We start from the raw sequence: 22,509 nt of genomic DNA on the forward strand, positions 1-22,509 counted from the left end.
TTTTGCAAATGAAACAATATCACGACCTATGCCATGAAATTCTAACGAACGGGACAAAAAAAGAAGATCGGACGGGAACCGGGACGACGAGCATCTTCGGTCATCAAATGCGGTTCCCGCTTAAGGACGGGTTTCCGATGGTCACGACGAAGAAATTACATATGAAATCAATCATCCATGAATTGATTTGGTTCATTTCTGGGAACACGAACATTGCTTACCTACAAGAAAACGGAGTTCGAATTTGGAATGAGTGGGCAGACGAAGACGGGAATCTAGGCCCGGTTTACGGAGCACAATGGCGTTCCTTTCCTAAGCCAGACGGAACGACAGTTGATCAACTCGCAAATGTCATCGAGCAAATCAAAACAAATCCAGATTCTCGCCGCCTCATCGTCAGCGCCTGGAATCCGGGACAAGTAGACGAGATGGCGTTACCGCCGTGCCACCTCTTGTTTCAATTCTACGTCGCCGACGGCAAACTTTCTTGTCAGCTCTACCAGCGTTCGGCAGACGTCTTTTTAGGAGTACCGTTTAATATCGCGTCATACGCCTTATTGACACATATGGTCGCACATGTCTGCAACCTCGAAGTCGGGGATTTTGTCCATACGTTAGGAGATGCACATATCTACTCCAATCACATGGATCAAGTCAATCTTCAATTGAGTCGGACGCCTAAACCACTCCCACGGCTCCGTTTCGCCCGCGAAGTGACTCGAATTGAGGACTTCCGTTTCGAAGATATCATCATCGAAGGGTATGATCCTGATCCACACATTAAAGGAGTCGTCGCCGTATGATTTCACATATCGTCGCCTATACGAAAAATCGTGTCATCGGTCGTGACAATGAGATGCCTTGGCATCTTCCAGCTGACCTCGCTCATTTTAAACGCGTGACACTTGGCAAACCGATCATCATGGGGCGAAAGACTTTTGAATCAATCGGACGTCCGTTACCCGGGCGACAAAATATCGTCGTTACGCGGGATGAACAGTTTCAAGCAGACGGTGTCACGATTTGGTACAATCTCGATTCACTCCCTGCCATGATTAATTCAGAAGAAGAAGTCTTTTTGATTGGGGGCGGCGAACTGTTCCGTCAAACCTTGCCAGTTGCGAAACGTCTCTACGTGACCGAAATTGAAGCCGAGATCGACGGGGATGTTTTTTATCCCTCCATCCCCTCGCATTTCAATTTACTAGAAGAAGCATTTTATCCGGCTAACAAAGAAAATACATTCGCATTCTCGATAAAATGTTATGAACAGGAATGATAACAGGATTCTTTTAATCGTCAGTCTTTAAATAAATTCACTTAGGTCTGTAAACTCCAACGTCCTCCTCCTTAAACTAAGGAAGAGGACGTTTTTTTACACTATTCATCATGATAAACGAAGCACCCATTGCCGAATCTGTTCTTCGATTTGATTCGATTCAAGGGGAAGTAAACAGTAATCGACGACACCCCGTTGTAATGCTTCTCCAAGCAACGTACTTTCCTCCATGACAGTAACAATCGTTTCAATCGTATGTTCGCGTTCGTGTTTCCATTGATCGAGCAGACGGAAATCCGCTTCCGCAATCATCGATAATGGAACAAAGTTAAGTTGCATTACAGCCTCTGCCGGATCCTCGTACGGTAACACACGGAAATGATATTTTGGATGCTCCGGTACGTCAAGCTGACTCAAGTTCTGCAAAGGCATTCCGTCAATTTTTATCAAGCCTTCAATCTTTTCTTTTTCCGTTGCGACCGAGTACGCCACGACACGGTTCCGTCCTTTTCGTTTAGCTTGATAAAGTGCTTCATCTGCTTCGGACGTCATCTCTTCAAGGTCGAACGATGGTTGAGAGACAAGCGTTACACCGATTGAAACGGTGACCTTTAGACCGTTAGGAAATGTATGCCGTTCGATTCGTTCCCGAACTTTCCCCATCGTTACACACGCAGCTTCCACATGCTCTGTACTAAAGAGCAACATGAATTCCTCTCCACCAAATCGAATCATTTCATCCTCTTGGCGAATTGCTTGTTTCGTTAAAGATGCAAGCTCAGATAGCACGAGATCCCCTGTCGGATGTCCGTGTAAATCGTTAATCCGCTTAAAATGATCGAGATCAAAGATTGCCAGTGCAAATAATTGACCGTCACGCGCAAGGCGTGACACACGCCGTTGAAAAGCATTCTGTAAGTATTTACGATTGAACGCCCCGGTCAATTCATCAACAAGAATCGTAGATGAGACAATTCGCAGCTTATGTAGTAGCCGTTTCAACCGGATTTGTCGTTCGATGAGCGTCACCGTTTCATCCCAGTAATCATCTGCTCCGAGCTGGTAACAATATTGACGCGTCTGTTGATTTTCCTCTCCGATAATAATCAAAGGGGTGAACGTCGCCTCTAATTTTTTGATTAACTTATCTAGCTGTACCTTTTTTGAGGCCCGGACAAGTTCATAGTCAATCAACAATGCATCCGTCGGTAAATCGTAACCGACCTCAAGCATATCTTCGACTGATCCAAAAAAACGGGTCATGTAACGTTCGTTTTCTAACGCCTTTTTCCACTGGACATTATCAAGAAACCGTTTCGTGATTGAGACGATTAATTCTTTTCGTACCATTTTTTTACGACCATATGCAGATAAATAGTCGATGACAGGTCGTAATTGAAGTTTTACCACCTCATGACCAATCGTTTTTTCTTCTGAAGGAAGTTCTTGTTCAAGCTGCGTCGCTTGTCGCGCAAAGAACTCCATGCTTTCTTGTTGACCGAGCCGCTCAAGCCAACTGGCGAACACTAGTAATTCCGCTGTCGGGACGGATTCCATCCGCAATAAACGTTCTACCATCAGAATCGTCTGATTGATTTGTTTCTCCAACTGCATTTGTTTATTTCTCAAAACATCCTCCCCCTCTTTCTCTACAACCGAAGCAGTGTTGTTTCGAGTGAAGAGAAAGCGAGGGAGGCACCCTCACTTTCAAATTAAGCCTTTAAATTCGGACTAATCATATCGGCTGGAACAATCCAGGAGTCATATTGTTCTTCTGTCAATAATCCTGTCGCCAATGCCGCTTCTTTTAACGTCGTTCCATTCTTATGTGCAGCTTTTGCAATCTTCGCTGCATTTTCATACCCGATGTGTGGATTTAAGGCTGTGACGAGCATGAGCGAGCGCTCTACATTTTCATCGATGACTGCTCGTTCCGGCTCGATACCAACTGCGCAGTGGTCGTTGAATGAATGGAGCGCGTCCGTCAACAGACGAACGGACTGAATGAAATTATACATAATGACCGGTTTGAAGACATTCAGCTCAAAGTTTCCCTGGCTCGCAGCAAATCCAATCGTCGCATCATTTCCAAGCACTTGTGCCGCGACCATCGTCAACGCTTCACTCTGTGTCGGATTGACTTTCCCTGGCATGATTGAACTACCCGGCTCATTTTCAGGAATCGTGATTTCACCAATTCCTGCTCGTGGACCTGACGCGAGCCAGCGGACATCATTGGCGATTTTCATCGCGTCCATCGCGAGCGCTTTAATGGCACCATGCGCGAAGACAAGCTGGTCATGGCTCGTCAAGGCATGAAATTTGTTCTCAGCGCTGACGAATGCTTTTCCTGTCTCTTGACTCATTTTTTCAGCAGCCCGGTCCCCGAACTCTGGGTGCGCATTGATCCCTGTCCCGACAGCCGTTCCTCCAATCGCGAGTTCCGTCAATGGATCAAGCGTCAACGTAATCATTTTTTTCGATAAGTCGAGCATGCGGACCCAACCGCTGATTTCCTGACCGAGTGTAATCGGTGTCGCGTCTTGTAAATGTGTCCGTCCAATCTTGACGATGTCCGAAAATGCCTTCGCTTTTTCGTCAAGCGTCGCATGAATGGCTTCGATCGCCGGGAACAAGTCATCAATGACGACCGTTTTGGCTGCGATGTGCATCGCCGTCGGATATGTATCATTTGAACTTTGTGATTTATTGACGTCATCATTCGGATGAATCGTCAAGTCGCTGCCACGTTCTTGTAACTTACGTGTCCCAACGCGTGCAATCACTTCGTTGACGTTCATGTTCGATTGTGTGCCGGACCCCGTCTGCCACACGACCAGTGGAAACTCCTCATCGAATTGCCCCGCGATGATCTCGTCACAAACTTCTGCAATCACGTCTGCCTTTTCCCGGTCGAGTACACCGAGGTCTCGATTGGCTAACGCTGCGCCTTTTTTTAAGACGGCAAAGGCACGAATAATTTCGATTGGCATCTTTTCTGTACCGATTTTAAAGTTCTCTAAACTCCGTTGTGTTTGTGCGCCCCATTCCTTTGAATCCAGAACACGAATTTCCCCCATCGTGTCTCGCTCTAAACGATATTCCATTGTTGTTTCCCCCTTTTTTTCATCTTACACCTTATCAGTTTAACGGAAAAAACGTTGAATGGGAATGATAGAGCGTTGTTTGGGGAATAGTTTGTTAATCGAAAAGGAGTGAATGCAGTATGTGGTTTATCAATCTGACGATTGTCTTACTTTTAATCGTCGCAAACGGGATTTTTGCAATGACCGAACTTGCGCTGTTGTCTTCAAAACGCCAGAAACTGCAACAGTATGCGGATGAAGGAAAAAAATCAGCCCAAATCGCACTTGATTTTTTAGATCGTCCGACGGATTTACTATCGACGGTCCAAGTCGGCATCACTTTGATTGGAATCGTCAACGGCGCGTTCGGCGGCGCTGCTTTATCGCAACCTGTCATCCGCTGGCTCGGTCAATTTTCTTGGCTTGAAGCCTATGCCAGTACGCTCGGATATATTTTCGTCGTCACAATCATCACGTATATTTCACTTGTCATCGGTGAATTAGTCCCGAAACGGATTGCTCTCGTCAGTCCGGAACGTGTCACGATGTGGCTCGCCCAACCGATGCGTTTTTTTTCAACACTCCTTCGTCCGTTCATCTACATTTTGAGTAAGTCGACGAGTGGCATTTTCCGATTGATTGGCCTCGATCGTCTCGAAAGCGAAGATGAGACAGAAGATGAAGTGAAACAGTTGTTGATTCGTGGTGCCCAGGAAGGAATCTTTGCAGATTCGGAAGCCGAACAAGTCTCTCGTGTCTTTGCGTTCCACGATCAATACGCCTATGAATTAATGGAACCCCGGACCGTCACGGAGTGGATTGATTTAAACGATTCACATGAACAAATCTTAAATGATTTACGTCGGGCGAAGCACCGGAATTTGCCCGTCGGACACGATGATTTGGATCATTTTGTGGGCTATATCGATGCGAAAGAAGTCTTAGCATCCGATACTCCCGCCTTGACGATTGAACGCTACATCCAGACACCGCTTATTGTCCCTCGACAGCTTAAAGCAACAGACTTACTCGAGCGGATGCGGAAAGAAACCGTCTCGATTGCCTTTGTCCTCGATGAATACGGTGGTTTTTTAGGAATGATAACATTATTTGATATATTGGAAGCCTTCGTCGGAGAAATTTCAACGATCGAGGAAGAACCAGAGCTGATCATGCGAAGTGATGGCTCCTATTTAGCAGACGGATTGTTGCATATCGATGATTTGAAACGAACGCTCGGTTTGACGACACCACTTCCGGGTGAAGTCCAGAATGCGTATCATACGGTAGCTGGACTGATTTTATATACACTCGGCGAATTTCCACAGCGTGGCAGTCACGTCATGATCGCCGATTATCGTTTTGAAGTCGTTGATTTGGATGGACGTCGCATCGATCAAGTCTTAATCGAAAAAGCCGCTCCTGATTTGTAATATCAGAAAAACGACCTGATTGCACCGAGCTACTCAGACAAACAGGTCGTTTTTAAATTAAAACTCATTTAATGCTTCACGTGCCACACGGTCCGCTTTATTTTCAGACCGCGGAATCCACTTGACGAATGCCAGTGGTAATTGTGAATACCGTTCGAATGCCGGATCAAAATAAACTTGAATGCGCTTGTTCTTGGCAAACTCGCGTTCGACCGCTAACGAAACTGCTTCCGAGTCCGTCCGGAACGAAAAGACACTTTCTCCTGCGTTCAATAACTCTTCCGCTAATTCGACCGCTCGTGCAAACGCCTGGAATTCCGCTTCATGATTGTTGACCGCGGTAATCCGAAACGTTCGTTCGATGACTTCTCCTGCGGAATTCTTACAGAAGATTCCTACCGTCGCGTCATCATTCGATGGCCGAACAGCCCCATCAAAATACATTTCAACCATGTTCAATCGCCGCCTTTACACCTTTTCGGATTGCTTGTTCATCTAAATTTTTTCCAATGAAAACTAGCGTCGTTTGTTTCTCTTGCTCGAACATTCCACGTACTGCTGTTCCGTAAATCATTCCGGTGCCTTGAAGAATCGTCTTTTGATCCGTATCCGCGAAATGAATGATTCCTTTATAGCGGTATAAATCTTCCGCATAGGCTTCGAGTACTTCACGCAAAACGGCACCGAAACGATTCCGATTCAACGGCTGCACTTCCGTAATCGTCAATGCCGTGAACGAATCTGCCGCTCGTTCGAAGCGATCATCTTGCTGTAATAAACGTTCTTCTTCCGCTTTTGGAAAATGGAACGTTTCAAATAAATTTGCTACCTCGACACGTGACTCGACTGTCGGAATGATATGTGCCGTCGGATTCAAGACTTCGAGCCGGGCGATGATGTCGGTTCGTGCAGCATCCGGTACCAAATCCACTTTATTCAGTAACAAAACATCGGCAAAGCCAATTTGTCTGACATTCTCTTCAAACGTCAATTCTCGTTCGAGATGGTATGCGTCGACGACCGTGATGACGCTCGAGAGTTGATATTGTTGTTCAATTGCCGGTTCAAAGTAGAATGTTTGGAGGATTGGGCCCGGATCAGCAATTCCTGTCGTTTCAATCAATAAACGATTGAATACCATCTCACCTGCGCGTCGTTTTTTAGCAATCCGTAATAACGCCTCTCGTAAATCGCCACGAATCGAACAGCAGATGCATCCATTCGTCAATTCAATCATCTCTTCGTCACTTCGTTCAATCAAAGCTTCATCGATATGGACTGATCCTACCTCATTGACGAGCAGCGCCACCTTTTCGGTCGGATGGGAGACAATATGATTCAACAGTGTCGTTTTTCCCGCTCCTAAAAAACCCGTAATCAATGTCGTTTTAATTCGTTCTTGCATAACTTTCACTCCTTACAGCAGTTGTGCCGTTCGCCATTTCTCTTTTCGTGCGTCCAGTAAATCAATCGCATGCAAATACCAGGCTTCCGTTGTTTGTGGCGTGACACTTGAACCCCATTCTTTTTTTCCATGATGCGATAAGATGAGATGCATCATCCGATGATGCATGTCTAACGGAATCCGGAGTGCCTCGTCACGCAACGCGCGTTCGAACACAAAACAGCCGTATGGCATATGTCCGACTAGACTTCCAAGCGGATCAATCGCAATACCGGATAACGTTTCCTCTGCCGCATCGACTTGCAGTAAGTCCGTGAAGCGACTTGGTGTTGCGCCGAGATGATTATACTCCCAAATCTTTCCGATGTCATGTAACAAGACACCTAACAAGAGTTCATCCTGATTCGGTTCTTGATCGAGAAGCGTAATCGACCGTGCCGCCTGATAAAGAGAATCGAAGCTGTCGTCCCAGGCAAATTGACGTGTCGCTCGCTCAGGAGCTTGAAATAAATCGTTTTTATGATCAGCTTCTGCTTCTTGAATACACTGGAGTAACGTCAAATAAGGTCGCTCCGATTGACAGATTCCTGCCGCGATCGTCATCATACAAGCAGTGTGCTTCATCAACCCACCAATATAGGCATGGTGATGGAACAATGCCGCTGGTCTCGTCGAAAAATCATCCCAATACGTGTTTAGACAACGCAGGGCAATCTGGCGGTAAGGTTGTTGCATTTGCTCGACTAGACCAATCAATTGATCCCGGTAATCGCTCGCAGACTCTTCCATCGGCATCTGAGGTAACAACGTCGTTCCAGCGACATCATGGACGGCCTTGACGCGTTGAACAGTCAACGACTTATTGCCTGAGTCGACGGGATATTCCTCGATCTTGGCAGTAACGTGGACGATCCGCGTCTCTAGATAAGGACGCATCGCCTCTTCCGCCGTTCCTTGATTCAACCATTGTTTTCCTTTACAAGAACCACTCGATGAATTGAATGTAAACTGTAACCATTCACGCCCTGTCTGACTCGTTCTGATTTCCGCAGAAGCGACTAAAAGTGTCTCTTCGATTTGTTCTCCCGGAACGTGACGTTCAATCAAAAAGCCGCCTGACGCATTTGATACGTCAACCACAAATTCATCCCCAAGGTAAGGTGGCATCTGTTGCTCTGGAATTGCTTTAAATAAGCGAATCATTTCCGAATCACTCCTCTCATCTCTATTGTCCATCATATCAAAGTCGCTCACCACCTGTACAAACCAAAAGAATGATTGTAAGCGTTTACTTAATCAGCTATGATGAATGCATATGTACAATACTTCCAATTAAGGAGGACTTTCATGATGCTTCGCTCACTCTCTTCAAGTTATGATGTCGTGATGCGCACAGCGCGAGATACAGTCGATCCAGCAACACGTGCTCAACTGAGGCAGGCCGTCGTCGCCTATGGCATAACGGCTAAAGATGAATCACCTTTACAGGCTTTAATCGAACAGGAGCTCCACTTATGTTGCATTCAAGTACAGCATGCCGGACTCGACGTTCAATCCGACCTCGTCAAGTTACTCGTCTTGTCCGCCTTCAGTAGTGATGCGGGATTTAGCACCGCAGAACTGAACAGTATGACACCAAATGCAATCAAAAGACAATTGTCTTCATACGATGCCATCTTCGCGCGTCTCATCCAAAAACTTTTTCTCCATCAGACACAAGTCGATATCATTTGCCAACGGCTACAACGTGTTCTGTGTGGTGCAGCAGCACAAAAGTGTTCGATTCGGGCACGTCGACTACAAGAGTCAACCCGCGTCACCTACTCTCATTAAAAAAGTCCTGACTCGAGTGAGTCAGGACTTTTTTTCAACGACCTGGCATTCCAGCTCCTTGAAAGGTGTATATTATGAAAATGCGGCATTCCGCTTCGTCATATTCTATAATCATCATCACAGATATTGGAGGTTCTGTCAATTGATTTTCAAAAAAAGTGGGTTGATCTCGTTAGAAATCAACCCGAATGGAAGAGTGAATAATTACCATGGCAATGCTTGATTTCATCATACAATGCAATGGAAGCGTTTACAAGCCTTTATCTAAAATTTTCTCAAGAAAATATTGTTCTGTTAATGGCAAATGTACGACTTCAATCCCGCTTTGGCGCATCAAGTTTAATCCATCGCCGTATTCATAACCCGTCGTATAGACGACGCGATCAATTTTTGAAGCGATTAAAGCTAAACTACACGCGTGACACGGACTATGCGTGACATAAGCCGTCGCATGACGCGCACTCGTCGAATCCGCAGCAAGTTTTCCTAACGCATTAATCTCCGCATGAATTTCATGTTGCTTTGACCATTCATGATGTTCTTGTTGGTTATTACAACGATAAAAAACTTCGCCATTATGTATAGTAGTATCAGATTCCAGCACATTTTCATTGATTGATTTATAGAAAACCCCGTGTTGCTTTAAAAAAATTTCGTTGCAGTTCACATGCTGACTCGGTGTTCCATTGATTCCAATCGAAATTGGCTTTTCATCCTTGACGATGACGCATGCGACAGACTTCGAGGCACATTTCGAATGACGTTCTGCCATCATCTGCGCAAACAGTAACCAGGTCGTATCCCATTTCTCTTGTTTCGGATCCATAACGTTCACTCCTTAAACAATACGAAGGAACACGTAAACGTGTCCCTTAGTATCGTTGATTTGGTAATTCGCGACTTTTCGAAGCGACTTCAATGACTTTTTGTTTTAATTCATTTTCCATCCGCTCTAACTCATGCTCTGCATCGCGACGTTTCTGCTTCCCATCTTGTTGAATCCGCAGTGTCTCATCAAGCGTCTCGATTAAATTTTGATGCGCGACTTTTAACGATTCGACCGATACGATTCCTTTTTCATTCTCTTCTGCGATTTCAATCGATGAATCTTTTAAGAGACGTGAATTTTGTTCGAGCAATTGATTCGTCGTATTTGTAACATCCTTTTGCATCTGCAAAGCACTCTTTTGCCTAGACAGACTGAGTGAGAGGACGACTTGGTTTTTCCAAAGTGGAATCGTATTGACGACTGCAGATTCAATTTTTTCAGCAAGAATCTGGTTATTCTGCTGAATGACACGGATTTGCGGTGCCATTTGAAGACTAATCGTACGTGATAACTTTAAGTCGTGAATTTTTTTCTCGAACCGGTCCGTCAATTGAATCAAATCATTTAATTCTTGTAGTTTCGTCTGGTCACGTGAAACCTCGACTTCTGTCCGAAGCGGTTCGATCTCATTTTCTCTGACGTGCGCAATCTTCGTCTCACCCGCTGCGATGTAAAGATTTAGTTCCTCGAAGTAACGTCGATTTTTTTGATACATTTGATCAAGTAACGTGATGTCTTTCATTAAGCCGAACTTCGAACGATCTAAATTATGGACGACCTCTTCTAAATAAGCACTCATCTTTTCATATTGTAAGAAGTAGGTCTCCGCTTTTTTCTTCGCCCGTCCGATGACGGGAACGTTTGACCAAAAGCTTTTCTTTTCTTGTAACGAATCCGGGTCCATTTGACGGACACGTTGCATTAAATCCGACAACAGTTTTCCGGCATCGCCACCATCTTTCATTTTGACTTCGCTTAACACTTGATCTGAAAATTGCGAGAGTTCCCGTTGAACCGGTGCTCCGAATTGCATGACGGCATCGGATTTATTCAAATCAATCACTTGAAGTAAACGTTCGATTTTTTGACGCTGTTCAGCTGGAACGTCACTTGGAATCATTTCTTCAACCGGACGAACTGGCGTCCGGTGTTTTGGTGTTTCCGCAAGATTCAGGTCAACTGATGGATCAGAAATCGTTGGTTGTGCCTGTTCCTCTGTTTTGGATTCGTCCGGCCACTCTTGCCATGAATTGTTATCAGAATGGGTCATGTTTATAACTCTCCTCCTGTTTTCTTTGTTCCGATTCTTGTGCCAAAACTTTTTCAATCGTTAAAAGTTCACGCTCTAAGTCGACCGTATCTCCTTCTAACAACAAGGATTGGTGTTGTTTTAATTTTTGAGCAATCATCTTCAAGTTCGCTTGCAGTTGTTCGCGTGTATCAAATTGCACTTGAGCCCCACGTCGTTCTAAATCTGCGAATTTTTCTGAAATCGATAATAAGGAATCGAGATAAAACGTGAAGAAGTCGCGTACTTTTTTTACTTCACGTGGTGCATTAAATAATTCTTCAAATAAAACATGTGCTTCGCGCGAGACGATTCGCATATCTGAACGTACTTCGCTGTCTCGGATCGATGGGATAATGCCATCGAATGCCTGTAACTTTACGAAACCTTCTTCGACGGTCCGTTGCAAGACTTGCAACTCCAAATCATCCGTTTCATCAAATCTGCGCGTCGCTTGTTCAGGCTTTAAGATGACGCTTCCGACAAATTGATCATCATCATCGAGTAACAATTTCTTTTTGACATTTTGTCGTTTTATCTCTGTTGATTTTCGTTCTGTCCGGTACCGCTTCCCGGGTTTCGCCCGGTAACCGCTCCAAATGAACCATAAACCGAGCGCTACGAAGATTCCGGAAAAGTTTAACGTATCTGCTATCTGAAGAAATACGAACATCAAACCAATCGATCCGAAAATCCACCATGTAGAAGATTTCATGTCATCCCCTCTTTCTATTTGACTCCATCTATTTGTGTCATGAATGAATCTACTGTTTCTTATATCTTACCATTACGGATGTCTTAACAAAAAGTTTCCCGTTTTCGATAAATGTTAGTCCTCTCTACTCTTTATTTCACCATAATCTTTCACCGGCCGCATCCGTCTCTAGATGTACGATGCTGAATGGATTGCATCTACTTTTTACTTTTTACTTTTCTCGAGTAACATATACGCATAAGATTTTTCGATTATTCAAAAATCACTTTCATCAAAAAAACTAGCTTCCGTTAATCCAAACGAAAGCTAGTGCTCGTAATCATATTCTGATTCAATCAAACATTCAAGAGAATACGAGTGGCCAAATCAGAATGATTAAAATGGCGAGCGGACTCAAGTAGCATACACTAAAGCGCCAAAATGGAATCATTCGTTTTAACAGGGGACCTGTCGCTAGCTCACGTTCGACAATCGCCCGATCAAGTTTAAATCCAGCAAATATTGAAATCAAGAGTGCACCGATTGGCATCAAAATATTCGATACGAGGAAATCCATCCAATCAAAAATTGTCTTATCGAACCACATGATGTCGCTCGCGACTCCAAAGGAGAGTGCTGATGGAACACCTACTATTGCGACAAGGATTGTCGTAATAATGGTATTACGTTTCTTATTTTGGACGGTCGCATCTTCTTTTCGATCAGTAATCGATGAAACCACAACTTCTAGCATCGCGATTGAAGAAGTGATCGACGCGAAAGCAAAGAGTAAGAAAAACAACGTTAAGAAGACTGTTCCAAATTGGACTTGGCTGAATACTGTTGGTAACACGATGAATAAGAGTGAAGGACCTTCAGCAGGATCAAGACCTGAAGCGAAGACCGCTGGGAAGATCGCGAATCCGGCTAGTAGTGACACGACGATGTTTAAAGAGACGATCCATCCTGCTGACCGATTGATTTGACCACGCTCTTTCATATACGAGGCATACGTCAACATTGCGGAGACGCCGAGCGATAATGAAAAGAAGGCTTGTCCGAGCGCACTCAGGACCGATGTCCGGTTCAGTGCTGAGAAATCCGGTTCGATGAAGAAACGAACCCCTTCACTTGCACCTTCAAGGGTCAATGACCGACTCACTAATATAATGAAACAAAGGAATAATAATGGCATCAAGATTTTACTCATTTTTTCAATTCCCGACTGAACACCTCGTAAGACGATTAATCCCGTAATGATGAGGAATACGACTTGGCCTAAAATCGCATAGAGTGGAGAGGCGGATATCGTTCCGAAGAGTTCTCCTAACTGATCCCCACTCATGGAAGTCAAATTTCCGGAAAAACCAAGAACCGTATAAATCAATACCCATCCCCCGATGACGCTGTAAAAGGATAAGAGTAAGAAACAGGTGATGACACCTAACACGCCAATGAAGGTGAATTTCTTATGCCCCAACTCTTCGAAAGCGCGCAACGCCGTTTTTCCACTCGTTCGACCGATTAAAAATTCTGCAATCAATACCGGGAGACCGAGGAGCAAGGTGAACACTAAAAATAGTAGTAAAAAAGCGCCTCCACCATTCGTTCCTGTCGTATATGGAAACTTCCATATCGCACCGAGTCCAATCGCTGATCCTGCTGCTGCTAAGATAAACCCGACTTTTGAAGCCCATGCATTGCTTTTCATGGTACTCCACCTCCTTTTCAAAAATACTTCCTTATTGTACAAAAGTTAAATCAAGAAGTCATCCTTTATCAAACATTTTCTTTAAAGCGTCAAAGCATAACCGCATATTCGCATGTTTGTATTAAAACAAAAATCATATGCACTAAAAAAGGAGAGACATTGATTCTTCTTCGAATCTTTTTTGTCTCTCCTGATACTATCTTTTTAAGTTCGATTCAGTTTACGATTTTGTCCAGCGTACATTTTCAAGAATTCCGGTAAGACCTTCACCTCGACAGGCGAGTTCAGCGCCTTCTCACCATCCGTATCGATGACTTTCGGAGAATCCGTTTTTAAGGTAAAACCACTCGTTAAGATGTGCGTGAAAGATGGGTCGTTTGCCAGTCCGATTTTTTGAAGGATCACGTCACGGATTGTCGCTAAGTTGACTTCATCGACAATCACTAAATCCAGTTTCCCATCATTGTATGCACCGTTCGAAAGATTCGTTTCAATCCCCCCAAGCGACTCGCCATTCGCTGCTAAAATCAAAACGGCTTCTCCTGTCATTTTTTGCCCTTCATTTAATTCAAGTTCGTAGGCAAACGGTTTTGCATCCAAGCTTGAGCGGATGGTTGAAAGATAATACCCCATTTTCCCAAGTCGGACTTTTTCTTCTGTATCAATGCCAATTGATGCTTCAGCAATTAATCCGAGACCCAAAAAGTTAAGGAAGTACGTATCGTTGACTTGTCCAAGATCGACTTCGACGATTTGTTGGGTCGCAATCATCTCTGCAGCAAGACGCGGCACCATCGGTAAACCGAGTGTCCGTGCAAAATCGTTACACGTTCCCCCTGGCACGATGCCAAGAATCGGACGCGTCTCCAGTTTAGCTAATCCATTAATGACTTCAAATACGGTTCCATCTCCACCGAGGACGACAAGGGCATCGAAGTCTCCCGCTTCTTCTGCAAAGTCCTGTGCATCTCCTGCCCGACTCGTTTGCTTAATGACGATTTCATTGAATTGTTCCGCAAGTGGACTAATGACATCTTCTAGAAGACCACTCCGGTTCGTCCCGGCGGAAGGATTACTAATCATCAATAGTTTCATTGAATGATTCCTTCTTTCTTCAAATAATTATTTGCCACTTCGTTGGCAGTTTTACCACCATAGGCGACTTCTTCATTCATTTTAGACATTTCTTCATCCGTGATTTTTCCATCTAATTTCTTTAATGCTTCCCCGACTTCCGGGTACTCATCAAGTGTCTCTTGGCGCAACAGAGGTGCCCCTTCATACGGAGGGAACAGTTGTTGATCGTCTTTCAAGACGACCATGTCATATTTCGCGATTTCTGGATCGGTCGAATAGGCATCGATGACTTCGATATCTCCTGATTCGATTGCCTTGTATCGTAATTTCGGTTCCATCGTCACGACTTCTTTAAAATTGACGCCATATTTTTCTTGAATCCCTTTGTAACCATCTTGACGATCTTTAAACTCTAACGTGAAGCCTGCCGTTAATTGACTCGCAACCCGCTTGATGTCGGAAATCGTTTTTAAGTCATACCGATCCGCGATTTTTTTCGGAACTGCGATGGCGTAAGTGTTATTGTAGTCCATCGGCGGTAACAGCGCGAGGTCCTGTTTGACCAATCCATCTCGTGCTTGCTCGTAAACCGCTTGCGCATCATTTGAGACCGGTTTTTCATTCGTTAAGCTAGCAAGGACCGTCCCTGTGAATTCCGGGTACAGATCGATATCACCCGATTGCAAGGCTTTATAGACGAACGTCGTCTTCCCGAAGTTCGGTTTGACTTGGACGTTTAAGTCCGTTTCATCCTCGATGACGATTTTATACATGTTCATTAAGATTTCTGGTTCGACCCCTAATTTCCCGGCGACGACCAAGTCAGGTTGTTCCGTCCGTCCGAGTGCGAACGGCGTGATAATCAGTGTCGCAATCAAGGCCAGGGCGACGACCATCCGGCTCGTTTGCCGTTTTTTTGTGGCGACTTCCGTCTGACGTAATAAAAAATCGAACAATAACGCGAGTAAGGCTGCCGGAATAGCTCCTAATAATAAGAGATTGTTATCATTTCGGTCGATTCCGAGTAAGATGATCGATCCGAGTCCCCCTGCCCCAATCAAGGCAGCAATCGTCGCCGTCCCGATGATAAGAACCATCGCTGTCCGAACACCAGCCATCATGACCGGTAAAGCGAGCGGTAACTCAACCTTCAACAAACTTTGCGTCGGTGTCATTCCGCAGGCACGGGCCGCTTCTTTAATTGAAGGGTCGACTTCTGCTAATCCCGTAAATGTGTTCCGGACGATTGGTAAAAGAGCATATAGGACAAGTGCAATGACAGACGGGAGTGTTCCGATTCCAACAAGCGGAATCATCAGTCCGAGTAGTGCGAGCGAAGGAATCGTTTGGATGACGGATGTCACACCAATCGACCATTCACTAATTTTTTTATTTCGTGATAAGTAAACGCCTAAAGGAATGGCAATCAAACATGCGATTAATAACGAAATGACCGAAAGTTGAATATGTTCGATTAATGCCTGCAGTAATTCTTCTTTTCGATTTTGAAACGTTTCGACTAAACCGTTCATCACATCGTCCCCCTGACTTGTCCCATGAACTCTTTGATGAAGGGATCGTCACTCGCTAAGACTTCCTCTTTTGTTCCGATAAATACGATTTCGCCCTCGTTCATCAAGCAGATGCGACTGCCGAGCTTCAGCGCTTCATTCATGTCATGGGTGACGAACAAAATCGTTTTACCGAGTTCACCGTTCAATCGGATCAAGTCATTTTGAAGTTGGTCTCGAGAAATCGGATCAAGGGCTGAAAATGGTTCATCCATCAGAATGACATCTTGCTCTGCAGCGAGCGCACGCATGACGCCGACGCGTTGTTGTTGTCCACCCGATAGTTCACTTGGATATTTCTTTTTTAAATTTTCATTAAGACCCGTCAACTCGAATAATGTGTCGACGCGCTTTGCAACTTTTTTCTTGTCCCACTTTAACAACTGCGGCACGACAGCGACATTTTCTTCAATCGTCATATGGGGAAAAAGTGCAATTTGTTGCAGAACATAGCCGATTTTCCGGCGAAGTTCATGTTCATCAATCGACATGATCGGCTCTCCATTAATCCATATCTGACCTGCTGTATGATCAATCAATCGATTGACCATCTTCATCGTCGTCGTCTTTCCACAACCAGATGGACCAATCAAACAAAAGATTTCGCCTTCTTCCACTGTAAAATTCAAATTTTGGACCGCTTTTGTTCCGTCGGTATAAGTTTTTCCGACTTCTTTAAATTCAATCACAGACGATCCCTCCGTTTCCTATTGTTTTATTATCTTTGTAAAATTCCCCTTAATCAGTGTTTCCAAAACCTGATTTTTTAGCAGTTTCATTAAAAAAGAGCCATCTCGACCGAAACGTTCGGTCGAGATGGCTCTTTTAGTCTTATTCGTAAATCGTAACTTGGACCGAACGTCGGCCCCAGTTGATTGCTTCTTGTTCCGTTTCCATCATTAAATCCATGATTTTCCCATGGATGACGCCTCCCGTATCGAGAGCAATCGCATCTCCAAATCCTTCAACATGCACTTTCGTACCGAGGGGGATGACGCTTGGATCAACCGCAACAATCCGTCGGCCTTCAAAATGAATCGTATGTGTAACATCATAGCCTGAAGCCGTTAAAACTTTTCCATCATATGAACCATTCAGCGCTGCATCATTCGTATAAGCCGTCGTCTCAAATGTCTCTTGGCGCCCACCAGTTTCATTTTTGGCAGCTACTTTTTTTGGTTCGACAGTCGATGCCGCTTCTTTTTGATTTTCCTGTTGTTTACGTTTTGCTTCGTCTTGTGCTTGTTGTTTTTTCTGTGCTTCTGCCTTTTCTAATGTTTCCTTTTTTTGCTTTGCTTCCTGCTCGGCTTTCGCCTGGCGTTCACGTTCTTGTTGCGCTGCCTGTTCTGCAGCACGTTGTTTCGCCTGTTCTTCAGCTCGTTTTGCTGCTTGCTTCTCTTTTTCCAATCGAATAGCCTCTCGTTTCATCTGGAGCGGATTTTGGACGATTTTCTTTTCCGTCCCGATTCCAATTTGTGCGGCTTCCGTATGCATATGTGGTAAAAGAATAAGTCCTGTAAAAGTAAAAATGATTGTAAGTACGATCTGTTTTAGTTTCATCTTTCAAAACAACCTTTCCGGCCTTTAACGGCTCGAACACCTTACCATGATGAATTTGCGGATGAAAACCCTAAAAGGTCATTTGAAATATATCTGTCAAAAAGTAACGAAATGGTTACACGCTTTCAAAATATGCTCTTATCGTTGATATCAAGCCATTTCTATGATTGTTACCGTTCTGTCATCTTTTTATTCTTGTAACGTCTTTGTAATGATTACGATTGTTCATGAAATTCTGTTAATTTATTCTTAAAATTGAGGTCATCCAATCGATTCAGCGATCAAATGACTGATTTGCTTATTATTTAAATGAACTTTTCACCTACGCTTTGAATATTTATTCAAAATCAAACGATTCATCTCCCACTTCTAAACGTTCAGGGTGAACTCCTAGTGTAAATGGGAGATGAATCGTCTTCGGGCAAGATTAACGTTCAACCGTCGGGACGACGGGGTTAGCCTGATCAATTTTCGACCGATAGATTGAACAGCTCAGGAAGCCTCCACCTCTAAGCGAAGCGGAGGTGGAGGTGGAGGTGGTTCAATCAAACAAAAAACCCGACAATATGTTGTCGGGTTCCGTGTTATTTTGTTTTACGTTCTAACAATTCAATCTCTGATTTGAGGAGAACTTGTTTTTCAAATTCGAATCCAAGTGATTCAAAGTTTTTTGTATGCGAGAGATCACCGACAACCGTATTTGTTAATACAGCCGTAACTTCCGCGACCCATCCTTCTTTCGTTTTGACCATATCGCCCACGATATAATCAAATAACTCTTCTGTTTCTTCCATCTCAATCATCTCCTGACACGTTCAGATAGTACTAATCATATAAAAGAACTCACAAAAAAGCTAGTATCGTGAAATCATACTCAACACTTGGCGAAGAATCTTTGCCGTCAATCCCCAAATCAAGTAGTCCTCATGCTCATAAAAATGTTCGACGACTTTGTACGTCCGATCAAGATAAGCTTCCCGATTCGCCATCCGACTTGTCGGAACCGCTTTCCCCGGGCGAATTCGCCATTCCATCTCTCCTTCAATCGGACGCGCGTTCAACAGTGCGTTTAACGGGACATAAAAAATATGATCGACTTCATCCGGAGAGGGATCGATTTGATTCGCTTGTATGATTCCGACGTATGGATAGATGATGGAGCGGTTCGGTGTCACGAGCGGTTCTAACGTCCCGATGACTTCAATTTCTTCCACTGTCACATTGAGTTCTTCTCGCGTTTCCCGGATTGCCGCTTCTTTCGGTTGTTCTCCGGCATCGATTCGTCCACCCGGAAAAGAAATCTCTCCGGGTTGCGAACGTAACGTTTTTGCCCGCACTTGAAAGAGGAGGCAGATTTCCCCGTCGCGTTCGACTAACGGGACAAGAACTGCTGCTGCTTGCCGCGGAAGGCTGTCCCTTGTCGATTTGAATACATCTTTGATTTGATCGAATACGGGATTATTCATCGTCCTTCCTGCGAAACTCTCTGATACGCTTCCTCTAAGTGACGCATCCGAACAATCAAATCGGCGTTCTTCGCGATTCGGTCTGCAAGAATCGAGCCCGAAACGACTTTATAATACGCATTCAATGCTTGTGTCTTTGTCATATATGCCTCATTTTGTCGAATATACTCTTTGAAATTCGCTACTAAACGGTCTGCTGTAAATAACTGTTCGTTCAACCGACTCATCCTCTCTTGCGGTTAGCCGCTAGGTGTATAGTTTAATGGTAGCTACTTTTGGCTAAGAAGTAAAATAAGGGGGGCTTATTCGTGAAGAAAAACATAGATGTATTGATTATCGGGGCCGGACCGACCGGATTGACACTTGCACTCGCGCTCTCACGGTATGGCTTAACATTCCGGATCATCGAGCGAGCGAGCGGACCATCTGTCGTCTCAAAGGCAATCGGTATTCAAGCACGCTCACTTGAATTGTTTGCCCGTCTCGGTGTTGCCGAGGAACTGATGGCAGAAGCGATTAAGATTAATCAAGGAAATCTCTATGTGAATGGAGCTTGGCAAGCAAAACTTGATTTTACGGATTTGAATACACCATTCCCATTTGTAACACTCTTACCTCAAAGTGAAACGGAACGAATTCTTGAACAACGCCTACTTGATTACGGACATCGTGTCGAACGGGATACCGAGTTGACCGGCTTCGCTCAATTTCCAACATTCGTCACGGCATCGATTCGAAAAAACAATGTCGTCGAGACAGTCGATGCCTCGTTCGTAGTCGGCGCAGACGGTGCGAACAGCTTCGTCCGGCGTGAACTAGGACTTCCCTTCAGTGGCAAGTCGTTCAAGGAATCTTGGGCGCTTGCTGATATTGAAGTCGACTGGCCGCTTTCGTCAGAAGAAGTCCATATTTTCTTTTCCGATCATGGAGTAATCGAGTCGTTCCCATTACAATCAAACTTATTTCGAATTACGGGCAATTTAACGGACGGTGTCGTGCCGACGGATCATGCGGCGATTGAAGACTTTCTTAAAAATCGGGCGAAAGTACCCTTTAAACTAAAAAAAGTCCATTGGTATTCCATGTTCCGTGTCCACAATCGAATCATCGAAAAGTTTGGTCACCACCGGATTTACTTAATCGGTGATGCAGCGCATATCAACTCGCCTGTCGGCGGACAAGGGATGAATACGGGAATCGCAGACGCGATGAATCTAGCCTGGAAGCTTTGGTGTGTGCATGAGTTTAAAGCAAGTTTCCCGTTGCTCGACTCTTATAGTACGGAACGGCGGGAAGCGGCACGTGGAATTTTACGTTCGACGAACCTTGCGACTGAATTGTTGCAAATCAATGTACCATTTTTACTACCTCTGCAAGAAAAAGTCATTCGGAACAGTTTAAAAATCACACCGCTTCATCATTACGTGACGAACCGGATTGCTCAATTGAATAGTAACTATCATCCATCCGATACGTTTGTCACGCAAGGGAGATTTGGCTTACTTGCACCGAAACCGGGTGAACCGATGCCGTACAGCGAAGTTGTAAATCCGCGGACGAAAAAAAATGAGTTACTGCTACGTCGCGCTGATCGAAATTTCTTATTGCTGCTCTTTTTACCGCGTCAGTCCGATGAATCAGAACTGACCCCTTATAAAGAACTCGCCTACTCCTATCCGGACCTGTTTGAGACCGTCTCGATTCATCAAGAGCTAAAAGAAGACGGGGTCGTCGACCAGGGGGGAGAACTCGCACGGAAGTTCGGGATTAAGCAATGTGGTCTGTATTTGATTCGTCCAGACGGCTACATCGCTTATCGTCAGCAAGGCTTGAAGATTAAACCTTTCTCTCGCTACCTTGAACGTTTACTTTATGCCCGGTAAGCACGTATGATAGGTATGAGGTGATAAAATCCATGGAGTTTATGAATATACGATACTTTTTGATCATCGTTCTAATTGTTCTGTTCATCATCATCGTCGCCCGTCGCACAAAAGAGTCTTTGCGTTGGGTCCTCGTCGGTGAAGAATTTGGAGAAAAAGGCGAACAGCTTCATCGAGATTACGAGCTACTAGCGGATGCCGGTTTTGAAGTCCGGCTCGAACGAGGTGTTAAAACCTCTATCTTTTTCCGAAGGTTCAGTAAAGATTTAGCCGATCGTGTTGCAATTTATGCACTTAAAGAAGATATTGACCGTGTCGAACGTTTTCTCACTCAACCTAAAAAAAGACGTTAAAAAATAAGCAGCCTCTCCGTAAGTTGAGAGGTTGCTTATTTTTGATGGTTTGCCAGTATAAAAGCAACCTGTTTACGATCTTTCTCCGTGACAGGAGTTCCTTGTCGTCTTGCAATCCATGGCTTGATGGCAGCAAAAGACTGGCCGATCGGAAACTTAACCCGCGTCATACGCAACTTCGGCGCTTGTTTGAATACTATCATCGTGTGAACAGGAATCGACACGCCTTCCGCCTTTAAAAGCGATCTGACATGTTTCGTGAGGCGTTGTGCCTCTATTACTGGGTGCCGTTGTTCAACCCGTTGAACACGTTGCTCGTCTTCGACGTGATAGGTTTGATCACTTAGCAATACAGCAGCCTCTTGATTGACAAGGACTAAAAACAATCCTTTTGGCCCGATTAAGGCAAATTCAATCTTCATGCGGCGGTCGAGCTCGACGTTTTCAAATAACATCCAATCGTAGCGACAAATATGTCGCACTTGATCACAGACGAGTTCTAAGTCGTTCACCTTACTTGGAACTGAACGTTTAAAGGAAAAGAAACGCCGCTCTTCTAGAGGTGTCATTTTTGTTGCCATCACCTGTAACATATTGTCTCCCCTTACGTCTATGTATTATTAGTTAGTTTACCATCCTTTTGCACAAGCGGTGTGCGCTTTCAAAATCAGGGGAATTTCGTAACAAAAAAAGACATCCACTTCTGTTTAAGTAGATGTCTTGACGTTTATTGATTTTCTTGGTGAGGACGTCCAAAAACAGCTTTTTCAAGATTTGAAATCCGGCGTAGCATGTCATAATTCGATGGATTAGACACTGGGGCTTCCGCCTCAACGATTCGCTCTTCGGGTTTCGGCGCCGTCGCTTTTGCTGCTTCTAGTTCTTTCTTCAAACGCTCGATTTCGCGCTCGAATCCTTCGTAATCTTTGATGACTTGATCCAAGTATCCATCCACTTCTTCAATCACGTAACCGCGTAGGCCCGTCTTAAATTCTTTTTTGTAAATATCATCTGCTGTCAATAAGGGTTTATACATCGTCT

Annotated in this window: 24 protein-coding genes; 6 read left to right on the top strand and 18 right to left on the bottom strand. The window is 44.5% G+C overall.

From position 1 onward, the window contains the following. The first annotated feature begins 8 nt into the window (after positions 1-8). Both AC0VYQ_RS09000 and AC0VYQ_RS09005 read left to right on the top strand, forming a co-directional pair. Complete coding sequence (locus tag AC0VYQ_RS09000) at positions 9-803, top strand: thymidylate synthase (protein ID WP_214891971.1); 795 nt, start codon at positions 9-11, stop codon at positions 801-803. Beyond that, positions 800-1,279, top strand: a complete 480-nt coding sequence (locus tag AC0VYQ_RS09005; protein ID WP_475403451.1) for a dihydrofolate reductase — start codon at positions 800-802, stop codon at positions 1,277-1,279. Before AC0VYQ_RS09000 ends, AC0VYQ_RS09005 begins: the two co-directional genes overlap by 4 nt. Before the next feature lie 108 nt (positions 1,280-1,387). Here the strand turns inward: AC0VYQ_RS09005 and AC0VYQ_RS09010 are convergent, their stop codons facing one another. Together AC0VYQ_RS09010 and fumC are read right to left on the bottom strand one after the other, a co-directional pair. Further along, entirely contained in the window at positions 1,388-2,908 is a 1,521-nt protein-coding gene (locus AC0VYQ_RS09010; protein WP_475403452.1) for a diguanylate cyclase, read from the bottom strand. 83 nt (positions 2,909-2,991) lie between these two features. Next, entirely contained in the window at positions 2,992-4,386 is a 1,395-nt protein-coding gene (gene fumC, locus AC0VYQ_RS09015; protein WP_088837288.1) for a class II fumarate hydratase, read from the bottom strand. Between the two features lie 119 nt (positions 4,387-4,505). Between fumC and AC0VYQ_RS09020 the strand changes: the two genes are divergently transcribed. Next, the gene (locus tag AC0VYQ_RS09020; RefSeq protein ID WP_475403453.1) at positions 4,506-5,798 is read left to right on the top strand and encodes a hemolysin family protein; all 1,293 of its coding nucleotides are present in this window, start codon (positions 4,506-4,508) and stop codon (positions 5,796-5,798) included. A 57-nt stretch (positions 5,799-5,855) separates the two neighbouring features. Here AC0VYQ_RS09020 and AC0VYQ_RS09025 read toward each other — a convergent pair whose 3' ends face one another. Genes AC0VYQ_RS09025 through AC0VYQ_RS09035 form a run of 3 tightly spaced genes read right to left on the bottom strand, consistent with a single transcriptional unit; the run spans position 5,856 to position 8,406 of the window. Next, a complete protein-coding gene (locus AC0VYQ_RS09025) occupies positions 5,856-6,251 on the bottom strand; it encodes a ribonuclease HI family protein (protein ID WP_029330538.1) in 396 nt (131 codons plus the stop codon). Next, entirely contained in the window at positions 6,244-7,203 is a 960-nt protein-coding gene (locus AC0VYQ_RS09030) for a CobW family GTP-binding protein (protein ID WP_214845111.1), read from the bottom strand. The genes AC0VYQ_RS09025 and AC0VYQ_RS09030 overlap by 8 nt, the downstream gene beginning before the upstream one ends. Positions 7,204-7,215: 12 nt before the next feature. Continuing rightward, positions 7,216-8,406 (bottom strand): HD domain-containing protein, encoded by a 1,191-nt coding sequence (locus tag AC0VYQ_RS09035; protein WP_475403454.1) that lies wholly within the window; start codon positions 8,404-8,406, stop codon positions 7,216-7,218. Positions 8,407-8,550: 144 nt separating this feature from the next. On the opposite strand from AC0VYQ_RS09035, the gene AC0VYQ_RS09040 reads away from it, so the two are divergent. Beyond that, positions 8,551-9,036 carry a hypothetical protein gene (locus AC0VYQ_RS09040; RefSeq protein WP_088837292.1) on the top strand — a complete coding sequence of 162 codons (486 nt, stop codon included), beginning with the start codon at positions 8,551-8,553 and terminating at the stop codon, positions 9,034-9,036. A gap of 250 nt (positions 9,037-9,286) precedes the next feature. On the opposite strand, the gene AC0VYQ_RS09045 is transcribed toward AC0VYQ_RS09040, so the two are convergent. From AC0VYQ_RS09045 to yvfG, 11 genes are all read right to left on the bottom strand, one after another. Beyond that, positions 9,287-9,862 (bottom strand): deoxycytidylate deaminase, encoded by a 576-nt coding sequence (locus tag AC0VYQ_RS09045; RefSeq protein WP_088837293.1) that lies wholly within the window; start codon positions 9,860-9,862, stop codon positions 9,287-9,289. A 46-nt stretch (positions 9,863-9,908) separates the two neighbouring features. Continuing rightward, positions 9,909-11,135 (bottom strand): toxic anion resistance protein, encoded by a 1,227-nt coding sequence (locus tag AC0VYQ_RS09050; protein ID WP_051667285.1) that lies wholly within the window; start codon positions 11,133-11,135, stop codon positions 9,909-9,911. Continuing rightward, positions 11,122-11,868, bottom strand: coding sequence for a 5-bromo-4-chloroindolyl phosphate hydrolysis family protein (locus AC0VYQ_RS09055; protein WP_088837294.1), 747 nt, complete (start codon positions 11,866-11,868; stop codon positions 11,122-11,124). The genes AC0VYQ_RS09050 and AC0VYQ_RS09055 overlap by 14 nt, the downstream gene beginning before the upstream one ends. Before the next feature lie 343 nt (positions 11,869-12,211). Further along, a complete protein-coding gene (locus AC0VYQ_RS09060) occupies positions 12,212-13,558 on the bottom strand; it encodes a sodium-dependent transporter (protein WP_088837295.1) in 1,347 nt (448 codons plus the stop codon). Positions 13,559-13,762: 204 nt separating this feature from the next. Beyond that, on the bottom strand, positions 13,763-14,653 hold the full coding sequence (locus AC0VYQ_RS09065; protein WP_475403455.1) for a diacylglycerol/lipid kinase family protein: 891 nt from the start codon (positions 14,651-14,653) through the stop codon (positions 13,763-13,765). Next, entirely contained in the window at positions 14,650-16,167 is a 1,518-nt protein-coding gene (locus AC0VYQ_RS09070; protein WP_214804459.1) for an ABC transporter permease/substrate-binding protein, read from the bottom strand. The genes AC0VYQ_RS09065 and AC0VYQ_RS09070 overlap by 4 nt, the downstream gene beginning before the upstream one ends. Beyond that, on the bottom strand, positions 16,167-16,895 hold the full coding sequence (locus tag AC0VYQ_RS09075) for an ABC transporter ATP-binding protein (protein ID WP_475403456.1): 729 nt from the start codon (positions 16,893-16,895) through the stop codon (positions 16,167-16,169). Before AC0VYQ_RS09075 ends, AC0VYQ_RS09070 begins: the two co-directional genes overlap by 1 nt. Positions 16,896-17,037: 142 nt before the next feature. Continuing rightward, the gene (locus AC0VYQ_RS09080) at positions 17,038-17,766 is read right to left on the bottom strand and encodes a 3D domain-containing protein (protein ID WP_475403457.1); all 729 of its coding nucleotides are present in this window, start codon (positions 17,764-17,766) and stop codon (positions 17,038-17,040) included. 584 nt (positions 17,767-18,350) lie between these two features. After that, a complete protein-coding gene (locus tag AC0VYQ_RS09085; RefSeq protein WP_029330566.1) occupies positions 18,351-18,560 on the bottom strand; it encodes a hypothetical protein in 210 nt (69 codons plus the stop codon). 60 nt (positions 18,561-18,620) lie between these two features. Further along, complete coding sequence (locus AC0VYQ_RS09090; RefSeq protein ID WP_088837299.1) at positions 18,621-19,232, bottom strand: NUDIX hydrolase; 612 nt, start codon at positions 19,230-19,232, stop codon at positions 18,621-18,623. Next, the gene (yvfG, locus tag AC0VYQ_RS09095) at positions 19,229-19,450 is read right to left on the bottom strand and encodes a protein YvfG (RefSeq protein WP_029330575.1); all 222 of its coding nucleotides are present in this window, start codon (positions 19,448-19,450) and stop codon (positions 19,229-19,231) included. The genes AC0VYQ_RS09090 and yvfG overlap by 4 nt, the downstream gene beginning before the upstream one ends. Positions 19,451-19,540: 90 nt before the next feature. On the opposite strand from yvfG, the gene AC0VYQ_RS09100 reads away from it, so the two are divergent. Together AC0VYQ_RS09100 and AC0VYQ_RS09105 are read left to right on the top strand one after the other, a co-directional pair. Continuing rightward, entirely contained in the window at positions 19,541-21,115 is a 1,575-nt protein-coding gene (locus AC0VYQ_RS09100; protein ID WP_088837300.1) for an FAD-dependent monooxygenase, read from the top strand. Between the two features lie 32 nt (positions 21,116-21,147). Beyond that, positions 21,148-21,468 (top strand): hypothetical protein, encoded by a 321-nt coding sequence (locus tag AC0VYQ_RS09105; protein ID WP_475403458.1) that lies wholly within the window; start codon positions 21,148-21,150, stop codon positions 21,466-21,468. 35 nt (positions 21,469-21,503) lie between these two features. On the opposite strand, the gene AC0VYQ_RS09110 is transcribed toward AC0VYQ_RS09105, so the two are convergent. After that, positions 21,504-22,061, bottom strand: a complete 558-nt coding sequence (locus AC0VYQ_RS09110) for a nuclease-related domain-containing protein (RefSeq protein ID WP_159172449.1) — start codon at positions 22,059-22,061, stop codon at positions 21,504-21,506. A gap of 134 nt (positions 22,062-22,195) precedes the next feature. Next, a complete protein-coding gene (gpsB, locus tag AC0VYQ_RS09115) occupies positions 22,196-22,504 on the bottom strand; it encodes a cell division regulator GpsB (RefSeq protein ID WP_088837303.1) in 309 nt (102 codons plus the stop codon). Between the last annotated feature and the right edge of the window lie 5 nt (positions 22,505-22,509).

It is taken from the genome of Exiguobacterium sp. QJM3NY_9, from assembly GCF_056173545.1.

What these genes read in the sequence shown, in the direction of transcription:
- AC0VYQ_RS09000 (WP_214891971.1), top strand. Translation starts at nt 9, where the DNA reads ATGAAACAATATCACGACCTATGCCATGAAATTCTAACGAACGGGACA.
- AC0VYQ_RS09005 (WP_475403451.1), top strand. Translation starts at nt 800, where the DNA reads ATGATTTCACATATCGTCGCCTATACGAAAAATCGTGTCATCGGTCGT.
- fumC (WP_088837288.1), bottom strand. Translation starts at nt 4,386, where the DNA reads ATGGAATATCGTTTAGAGCGAGACACGATGGGGGAAATTCGTGTTCTG.
- AC0VYQ_RS09020 (WP_475403453.1), top strand. Translation starts at nt 4,506, where the DNA reads ATGTGGTTTATCAATCTGACGATTGTCTTACTTTTAATCGTCGCAAAC.
- AC0VYQ_RS09025 (WP_029330538.1), bottom strand. Translation starts at nt 6,251, where the DNA reads ATGGTTGAAATGTATTTTGATGGGGCTGTTCGGCCATCGAATGATGAC.
- AC0VYQ_RS09030 (WP_214845111.1), bottom strand. Translation starts at nt 7,203, where the DNA reads ATGCAAGAACGAATTAAAACGACATTGATTACGGGTTTTTTAGGAGCG.
- AC0VYQ_RS09035 (WP_475403454.1), bottom strand. Translation starts at nt 8,406, where the DNA reads ATGATTCGCTTATTTAAAGCAATTCCAGAGCAACAGATGCCACCTTAC.
- AC0VYQ_RS09040 (WP_088837292.1), top strand. Translation starts at nt 8,551, where the DNA reads ATGATGCTTCGCTCACTCTCTTCAAGTTATGATGTCGTGATGCGCACA.
- AC0VYQ_RS09045 (WP_088837293.1), bottom strand. Translation starts at nt 9,862, where the DNA reads ATGGATCCGAAACAAGAGAAATGGGATACGACCTGGTTACTGTTTGCG.
- AC0VYQ_RS09050 (WP_051667285.1), bottom strand. Translation starts at nt 11,135, where the DNA reads ATGACCCATTCTGATAACAATTCATGGCAAGAGTGGCCGGACGAATCC.
- AC0VYQ_RS09055 (WP_088837294.1), bottom strand. Translation starts at nt 11,868, where the DNA reads ATGAAATCTTCTACATGGTGGATTTTCGGATCGATTGGTTTGATGTTC.
- AC0VYQ_RS09060 (WP_088837295.1), bottom strand. Translation starts at nt 13,558, where the DNA reads ATGAAAAGCAATGCATGGGCTTCAAAAGTCGGGTTTATCTTAGCAGCA.
- AC0VYQ_RS09065 (WP_475403455.1), bottom strand. Translation starts at nt 14,653, where the DNA reads ATGAAACTATTGATGATTAGTAATCCTTCCGCCGGGACGAACCGGAGT.
- AC0VYQ_RS09070 (WP_214804459.1), bottom strand. Translation starts at nt 16,167, where the DNA reads ATGAACGGTTTAGTCGAAACGTTTCAAAATCGAAAAGAAGAATTACTG.
- AC0VYQ_RS09080 (WP_475403457.1), bottom strand. Translation starts at nt 17,766, where the DNA reads ATGAAACTAAAACAGATCGTACTTACAATCATTTTTACTTTTACAGGA.
- AC0VYQ_RS09085 (WP_029330566.1), bottom strand. Translation starts at nt 18,560, where the DNA reads ATGGAAGAAACAGAAGAGTTATTTGATTATATCGTGGGCGATATGGTC.
- AC0VYQ_RS09090 (WP_088837299.1), bottom strand. Translation starts at nt 19,232, where the DNA reads ATGAATAATCCCGTATTCGATCAAATCAAAGATGTATTCAAATCGACA.
- AC0VYQ_RS09105 (WP_475403458.1), top strand. Translation starts at nt 21,148, where the DNA reads ATGGAGTTTATGAATATACGATACTTTTTGATCATCGTTCTAATTGTT.
- AC0VYQ_RS09110 (WP_159172449.1), bottom strand. Translation starts at nt 22,061, where the DNA reads ATGTTACAGGTGATGGCAACAAAAATGACACCTCTAGAAGAGCGGCGT.
- gpsB (WP_088837303.1), bottom strand. Translation starts at nt 22,504, where the DNA reads ATGTATAAACCCTTATTGACAGCAGATGATATTTACAAAAAAGAATTT.